Raw genomic sequence first — 4,842 nt, 5'->3', positions numbered from 1 at the left:
ACAGCAGGGCGGTTGTTTATTTTACTGTGAATTTTCTGGAGGCTGCTTCTGATTCACTAATTTAGACGCAGTTTTGCGCAATAATAAGATTATGTAAAACTATTGCTTCAATTCGGATGCTACCTCATCATATAAGAAATGAAGGAACCATGAAGATATATCGTGCGAAATAGAAGAGGGGTAACAGGAATCGGATGAGAACCTATTGGTATAGAGTTAGAGAAACATTTGTGACCGCATTGCGGCTAGGCTTGACTTCTTTTGGAGGGCCCGCTGCGCATATAGGCTACTTTCATAAAACCTATGTACAGCAGTTGAAATGGTTAGACGATCAGCAGTTTGCTGAATTGCAGGCGATTAGTCAAATGCTTCCCGGCCCATCCAGCAGCCAACTTGGAATTGGAATAGGTATGAGGAGAGCTGGATGGCTTGGAGGGGCGATGGCGTGGTTGGGCTTTACGCTCCCGTCTGCTTGTCTGCTAGCCTTATTTGCCTTCGGAATTAGTTGGCTGCCCAATCAAGATCCTGGGTGGCTGCAAGGATTGAAGCTGGCTGCAGTTCCGATTATTATTCAAGCGTTATGGGGAATGAATAAACAATTGACACCTGACGCGCTTCGAAGGACGATCGCTATTATTGCCGCAATCCTATCCCTTCTTCTTACCGGCGTTTACGGACAGCTCCTTATTATGGGGGTGGCACTTGCTGCAGGTGTCGTCCTATTCCGGAATCGAGTGGAAAATAGCGAACCGGCGATCAGCACCAATCGAAACCAATATGAGTGCAATGAAGAAGGGAAATCAAACATTTCACGTACATTTGCAAAATGGATGACACTGTTATTTTTCGGACTGCTTATCGGTTTGCCTATGCTGGCGTATTATATACCGAATGTAGTCACACAGCTTATGGAAATCATGTATCGTACCGGGTCAGCGGTGTTCGGTGGCGGACATGTTGTCCTTCCTGTACTGAAGCATGAACTGATGACGGCAGGATTGCTGGATGATTCTTCACTGCTCGCAGGATATGGGGCAGCACAAGCGGTGCCAGGGCCTTTGTTTACATTTGCAGCATTTGTAGGTGCTACTATTCATTCAGGTGGACTTGGAATCGTTCTTGCCATCGTTGCTACTTTATTTATTTTTCTCCCTTCCTACCTGCTAATGGGGGCAGTACTTCCTTATATGTCACATGTTCGGCAATGGAGAAGTGTTCGGGCAGCTTTTCAAGGGATCAATGCCGCTGTTGTAGGGTTGCTGCTTGCAGCACTTTACGATCCAGTCTTCACAACATCGGTAACGAGTCCGATTCATATGTGTATCGTGCTAATCGGTATATTATCACTAATTGTATGGAAGCAATCGCCGTGGATTACCGTACTGCTGTCAGCCATGCTGGGTATGCTGTTGTTGTAATCGGTGATGTAAAGATTAATTACAAATAAAAAATACGCCATTCGAACGTTCGTAGGTAGTTACATCATAGAACGATTGAATGGCGTATTCCTTTTGCGAATGACGCTTCGACAGAGATTGAAATCCACTTTGATTAATCGCGACTGCAAATAATTAAGAGGTAGCCTTCTCTCACTTGAACCGAAGCGGTATCAACGTCATCCCATTCGTTGCTTATTCCTAGGGATTGTCCAATCTGCAGGGTTGCATCATGAAGCGGGTACTTAAATCCAGTTAACGTAATACCAGTTACCGTAGAGCTCAGTGGCAGCAATGATACATACGGGAAGGAATTCGTCTGTAATGTAACACTCGAATTCGTTAGCATAATGATATTGTGTTCGTCTACGATTTGACACTTAATTCCTTCATCGACAGCTTTGCGCAATAAATGAATATTTGACAGCGTATGATCAAGTCTCGTGCCAGTCACGCCGAATAGCGTAATTTGCGTCGGCTTCATTGAGATAGCATGATTGAAAGCAAGTTCGGTGTCGGTATAATTTTTGTCGACGGCGTCACAATCCATGTATTTACGGCTCGAAGCGCGGATATGCTCCCGTTCATCCTCTGTTACGGAGTCGAAATCTCCTAAGGCCTGATCGGGAATAATGTTGTGCTGTACCAGATAGAGAGCTCCTCGATCAGCGCCGATGATGTAATCCATCGTACGAATCTGGTCTGCAATTTTCTCGGAAATGGTTCCACCAGCTACAATGGCAATATGAGCGGGAGTTGAAGTAACCTGTTGATCGTTTGACAACGTTAAGACCTTCCTTTATATCGCGATAAGTATGATGACGAGTTGAATCCCTCCCATTATATCGAAATATGAATGGCGAACCAAATAAATATATCCATTTGCAATAAATAAAGACTGCCGATACAATAAGTGAATCTTAACAGGATATACACCTTACATAATGAAACACTAAGTAAGGCAAGAAGCTAAGGTATAGAGAAAAGGGAGGAATGTTACGTGGCTGAAAGTACGAAGGTGAACGTGTTGTTCGTATGCCTGGGAAATATATGCCGTTCTCCTATGGCTGAAGCTGTATTCCGTGAGCAAGTGGAGCAAGCAGGCTTAGATCAGGTGATTCAGGTGGATTCAGCAGGTACAGGGGATTGGCATATAGGTCATCCTCCGCATGAAGGAACTCGCAAGCTGTTGGATGAACACGGGATTACTTATGAAGGGATGAGAGCAAGACAGCTTCATCCGACAGATTTTCAAACCTATACGTACATCGTATGTATGGATCCGAGCAACGAACAAAATGTGCTGGCATGGGAAGGATCGGGCAGCAGAACATCTGAAGTTCTGCGATTTATGAGTTTGCTTCCTGAAGAGAACCGTGAAGAGGTGCCTGATCCGTACTATACAGGCAACTTTGAAGAAGTATATCGTTTAGTTCAGGCAGGGTGTGAACGATTGTTAAAGCGGATTAAAGAGGAACATAAGTTCATGTCATAAAATATTCATGGGTTTGATGAAGAGTAGTGACATACATCCTTGTATGCCACTACTCTTTTTATGTTTAATAGGGGTGTTCCTCATCAATGCTTGTGTGCTCATATGAAAGTGGACAAGCAGCTAGTCAAGAAAATGACGAAGAGCATCTGGAACGTGTTTTTGCCAAAATCCCCACAAATGATGCCCTTCATGCTCGGCATAGAGAACATGTGCATTTCGATCCGTAAACAGCTTGTGTGTATCCCGATTTAATTCAACAAAATTATAAGTTCCTGTATCGGTTGTGAACGCAGTCTCTTGCAGACCGACGATCATAAAGAGATGCAGCCAAGATAGATCCTGCTCTTGCGCGATGAGCTGTTGCGAGTACGGGTAGTAAGCGCCGGACAAGGAGATTACCTGACGGAATTTGTCAGGATATTTTAGCGCTAGGTGTAGGGAAACAGTACCACCCAGTGAATCACCTGCGAGCGTGATTTCCGTCCAATCGGTGCGTACCGGATACATTCGCTCAATTGCAGGTACAATCTCTTCTGCAAAGGCGCGAGTATAGGATTCAAATCGTTCTCCATCCGGGGAATACTCAGAAGTACGGATTTTCTTATTTACATCAACTCCAACGATGATGAATGGCTCCATGTCACCTTCGATAATGAGCTGATTCGCGTGTGTCGCAATACGACCAAAATTGAAGAAATCTTCTCCATCCTGACAATACACAACGGGATAACTGAGTATTTCCTGATATCCTGGCGGCAAATAGACGCGAACGTGACGACTGCCTTCTTCAAGATATTTGCTTGGAATGTCGTGTTTTACAATGGTTCTCTTGAATATTGAAGAATCTGACATGCATAGCACCGCCTCATGCAAAATTTTATCAATGTTGGTGAATACTAATTTCGATGGTCTTGATTAGGGACTCACTATAGGAAAGAAACAAGAATCTTTGACTTTCTACTATATAATGTTCCGCGAACAAGTATCGACTATGTGAGTGAGTTCACAAATTTGTAACACCCTGTTATAGTCATAAACAACAGCTGTTATAACAACAATTCAACAAAATGTTCACTTTTTTCGCGTTTTCTTTTGACCAATCGACTAAAACAGGTGTATAATAATTCTATAACAGCGAAACAAAATCTTCAAACTTTTATTGAGGTGAAAAACATGAGCAAGTTCCCATTTGAAGTTCAGACGGAAGAGATTCAACCGTTGTCCGTCTTGTCTCCGGAAGGAGAAATTGTTAACCCGGATATGGTTCCGGATCTGACTGACGAACAATTGAAAGAAATCATGTACCGTATGGTATTTACACGTACATGGGATGATCGCGCAATTAACCTTGGCCGTCAAGGCCGCCTTGGTTTCTATGCACCGGTGTCCGGTCAAGAAGCTTCCATGGTAGGTAGCGTATATCCATTGCAAAAAGAAGACTTTGTTGTACCAGCATATCGTGACATGCCGCAAATCGTATGGCACGGATTGCCTTTGTACCAAGCTTTCTTGTACTCCCGTGGTCATCAACATGGTGGACAAATTCCAGAAGGCGTTAACGTAATGATGCCGCAAATCATCATCGGTGCTCAAATCTTGCACGCGATGGGTATTGCTATGGGCTTCAAATTGAAAAAGCAAGCACAGGTTGCAATCACTTACACAGGTGACGGCGGTTCTTCCGAAGGCGACTTCTACGAAGGCTTGAACTTCGCAGGCGCATTCAACTTGCCAGTTATCTTCTTCGTACAAAACAACGGCTATGCAATCACAACTCCATTTGCTAAACAAACAAATGCGAAGTCGATCGCTCATAAATCCGTTGCAGCAGGTATTCATGGCATGCAAGTAGACGGCATGGACGTGCTTGCCGTTATCAAAGCTGTTCAAATCGCTGCAGAACGCGGACGC

The 4,842-nt window shown here is 44.0% G+C and carries 5 protein-coding genes; 3 read left to right on the top strand and 2 right to left on the bottom strand.

Annotation, left to right across the window (positions count from 1 at the left end):
* Window positions 1-194 precede the first annotated feature (194 nt).
* On the top strand, window positions 195-1,418 hold the full coding sequence (gene chrA, locus AZ66_RS27055; RefSeq protein WP_044357722.1) for a chromate efflux transporter: 1,224 nt from the start codon (window positions 195-197) through the stop codon (window positions 1,416-1,418).
* Window positions 1,419-1,551: 133 nt separating this feature from the next.
* Here chrA and AZ66_RS27050 read toward each other — a convergent pair whose 3' ends face one another.
* Window positions 1,552-2,220 (bottom strand): thiamine diphosphokinase, encoded by a 669-nt coding sequence (locus AZ66_RS27050; protein WP_052648898.1) that lies wholly within the window; start codon window positions 2,218-2,220, stop codon window positions 1,552-1,554.
* A 216-nt stretch (window positions 2,221-2,436) separates the two neighbouring features.
* Between AZ66_RS27050 and AZ66_RS27045 the strand changes: the two genes are divergently transcribed.
* The gene (locus AZ66_RS27045) at window positions 2,437-2,931 is read left to right on the top strand and encodes a low molecular weight protein-tyrosine-phosphatase (protein ID WP_082061759.1); all 495 of its coding nucleotides are present in this window, start codon (window positions 2,437-2,439) and stop codon (window positions 2,929-2,931) included.
* Between the two features lie 120 nt (window positions 2,932-3,051).
* On the opposite strand, the gene AZ66_RS27040 is transcribed toward AZ66_RS27045, so the two are convergent.
* Window positions 3,052-3,783, bottom strand: a complete 732-nt coding sequence (locus tag AZ66_RS27040; protein WP_044357721.1) for an alpha/beta hydrolase — start codon at window positions 3,781-3,783, stop codon at window positions 3,052-3,054.
* A 321-nt stretch (window positions 3,784-4,104) separates the two neighbouring features.
* On the opposite strand from AZ66_RS27040, the gene AZ66_RS27035 reads away from it, so the two are divergent.
* The coding region (locus tag AZ66_RS27035; RefSeq protein WP_044357720.1) for a thiamine pyrophosphate-dependent enzyme at window positions 4,105-4,842 on the top strand (738 nt) is incomplete at its 3' end.

This window comes from Paenibacillus sp. E194 (assembly GCF_000935845.1).
In the GTDB taxonomy this organism is placed as follows: Bacteria; Bacillota; Bacilli; order Paenibacillales; family Paenibacillaceae; genus Paenibacillus_B; species Paenibacillus_B alvei_B.
The sequence above is the reverse complement of the archived record's forward strand: the minus strand, read 5'-3'. Positions and strand labels throughout refer to the sequence as shown.